At 70.7% G+C, this 2,827-nt stretch carries 3 protein-coding genes; 2 read left to right on the top strand and 1 reads right to left on the bottom strand.

The annotated features are described in order from the left end of the window. A partial coding sequence (locus ACZJYS_RS23860; RefSeq protein WP_493180579.1) for a phasin family protein occupies positions 1-570 on the bottom strand: 570 nt, incomplete at its 3' end. A 371-nt stretch (positions 571-941) separates the two neighbouring features. Here ACZJYS_RS23860 and ACZJYS_RS23855 point away from each other — a divergent pair. Continuing rightward, positions 942-2,192 carry a D-alanyl-D-alanine carboxypeptidase family protein gene (locus tag ACZJYS_RS23855; protein WP_493180578.1) on the top strand — a complete coding sequence of 417 codons (1,251 nt, stop codon included), beginning with the start codon at positions 942-944 and terminating at the stop codon, positions 2,190-2,192. A gap of 124 nt (positions 2,193-2,316) precedes the next feature. Next, on the top strand, positions 2,317-2,827 hold a 511-nt coding region (locus ACZJYS_RS23850; protein WP_493180577.1), incomplete at its 3' end, for an EF-hand domain-containing protein.

Below are 2,827 nucleotides of genomic sequence, written 5' to 3'. Positions count from 1 at the left end.
CCGCTCCATCGCCAGCGTCATGCGCGCGGCGATCGGGGCGGAGGCCTGCTCGGCCAGCTTGAAGGCGGCCTCGTTCAGGCGGGTCGCCTCGGACATGGACTTCTCCAGCTGCGCCTTGGCGAAGGTGGTCTGCAGCTCGGCGGCCTCCTTCAGGCTCTTGGCGGAGGCCACGGCCTTGGCGTTCTGCATGGCGTGCTCGTTCATCGCCTGCATCACCGCGAAGGCCTGCTTGCTCAGGTCCTGCAGGCCGCTGACATAGGCCTGGGTGGCCTTGCTGAAGGCCTCCATGTTGCCACGGCCGAACTCCATGGCATCCTCGGTGGCCTTGTAGAGGCCTTCGGTCGAACGGGTCGTCTGGTCCATCGTCTTCTCCATCGCCGTGCGGGTCTGTGCCGCGCTGTCCTTGGTCACGCTCGCCAGCGCCTGCGCCGGCTCGCTCGCCGGCGCCGGAGCCGCATCCGCCGCCGTCTCGGCGATGGCGGAAACATTCTCCACCACCGCTTCGATCGCCTTGTCCTTGGGTGACGACGGCTTCGTGTTCAGCTTCGTCACCTTGGGCTCATTGGCCATTCAATGTTCCTCCTCGGTCTCGCGCGCTTCCTCCGCAGGGGAAGGGAACGCTGGTTCCGGTAGGCCTCAAGACCCGCCCGAAACGAGGTCCAGGTCGGCAGCCGGGTTTTGTTGCACCGCAGCATTTGGGCGGTATGGCAACGAATTTCAGGGGAGTCCAGTAAAATTTTTGCGGTGCAGCAACCAGCGTGAAACACTCTCGGGGAAGGCTCGGGAAGGCGCCGTTCCGTTCATGGGACAGCGCATAAACGAAAGGGGTTAAGCCCTTGTTGAAAGGGCATGTTCCTCATGAGTTCTCGATGACAGCGCCGCGAGCCCCCGCCTAGTATGTGGCACCTCACTGGGGGGTGAGGCCATTTCGGGGGATGGACATGTCACTTGTCCGCGCGATGCGCCGGCTCGGCTTGCTGGCCGCATCGGCTTTTTTTGCCGCCACCCTTCCGGGGGCGGCGCAGGCACAGATCGGCAGTGCCCGCTATGCGGCGGTGGTGATCGAGCCGGGCACCGGCCAGGTCCTGTTCGGCGCCAATGCCGACGCACCGCGCCATCCGGCCTCGCTGACCAAGATGATGACGCTCTACATGGTCTTCGAGGCGCTGCGCTCCGGCGAGCTGCAGCTCGACCAGCGGCTCTACATGACGGAGACCGCCGCCAGCCGGCCGCCCTCCAAGCTCGGCCTGCCGCCCGGGCGCAGCCTGACGGTGGAGAACGCCATCTACGCTCTCGTCACCAAATCCGCCAACGATGTCGCCTCGCTGCTGGGCGAGACGCTGGGCGGCGGCAGCGAGGCGCGCTTCGCGCAGATGATGACGCTGCGCGCCCGCGCCATCGGCATGACCTCCACCACCTTCCGCAACGCCTCCGGCCTGCCGGATGTGGAGCAGATCACCACCGCGCACGACATGGCCACCCTTGGCCGCCGCCTGCAGCGGGACTTCCCCGAGCGCTACCATTACTTCGGCACCCGCGTGCACCGCATGGGCACCATCGCCCTGCGCAACCACAACCGCATGCTCGACGAGTATGAGGGCGTGGACGGCATCAAGACCGGCTACATCAACGCCAGCGGCTTCAACATCGTCAGCAGCGCGCGGCGCGACAATGTGCGGCTGATCGTCGCGGTGTTCGGCGGCAGCTCCTGGGTGGAGCGCGACCGTCACGCGGCGGCGCTGCTGGAGCGCGGCTTCGCGCAGATGGGGGTGGGCGGCGGCTACGGCGCGATGGCCTCGCAATCCGCGCCGGCGGCCTCCCTGGCCATGGCCGCGGTGGGCGGCACGGCGGCGGCCACGGCGCTGCGCCGGGTGCGCGGGACGGCCCAGGCCCGCGCCATGCCCGGCCGGGGCGTCGCCGGCAGGGCCGTGCCCAGCCGCGTGGCCCCGGCCCGTGCGGTGCCGGCACGCGCCGCCACGGCGGCCGTGGCGCGGCGTGCCACGCCTGCGCCGACGCAGAAGGCGGCGGCGCGGGTGGCGCGCCAGTCCGCGCCGGCCCGCAGCGCCGGGCGGCTTTCGGTGGCCCGCCGCGCCACGGCCACGGTGATCGAGCAGGGCGATGGCGGCAGCCGCGTGCGCGCCACGCCCGAGCGCAGGCCGGCGCGGCGCAACCCGGCCCGGCCGGCGCGCTGAGCGCCGGCTTCCGTCACACTTCATCACGGGCGTAGGGGGAGGGCGCAATGCGCCCGTAACATTCCCCTCCCATCTCTCTCCTCATGCGGCGCTGTTCGCCGCCCATCCCGAGGGGAGAGCCACGATGACTTCCAAGCTTGCCATGGGCCTGTTCGGCGCCGCGCTGGCCGCCGCCGCCCTTCCGGCCCTGGCGCAGCAGCCGGGCCAAGGCGGTCCGCGCCACGGTGGCCCGGCCCGGATGCTGCAGCAGGCCGATGCCGACCGCGATGGCCGCGTCAGCGAAACGGAGGGGCTGAACTTCCTCTCCGCCCGCTTCGCCGAGGCGGATGCCAACAACGATGCTGCGCTGGAACGCAACGAAGTGCGCGACTACCTGCAGGCGCGCCGCGCCGCCCATGCGCCGGGTGGCGAGCGCCGCCCCATGCCGGAGCGCGTCCGCAACGCCATGGAAGGCCGCATGGATGCCATCTTCCGGGCCGCCGACGCCAACCGCGACGGGCGCGTGACGATGCAGGAGGTGCAGCCGATCGCGGTGGCGATGTTCCGCGCCGCCGATGCCAATGCCGACGGCGCGCTCGAGGCGTCCGAGCTGCGTGGCCCGCGCCACCACCGTCATCAGCGCGGCTCCGGGGCGC

The organism is Roseomonas sp. TS2, from assembly GCF_058833935.1.
This window is presented reverse-complemented; position numbering and strand designations above follow the sequence as displayed.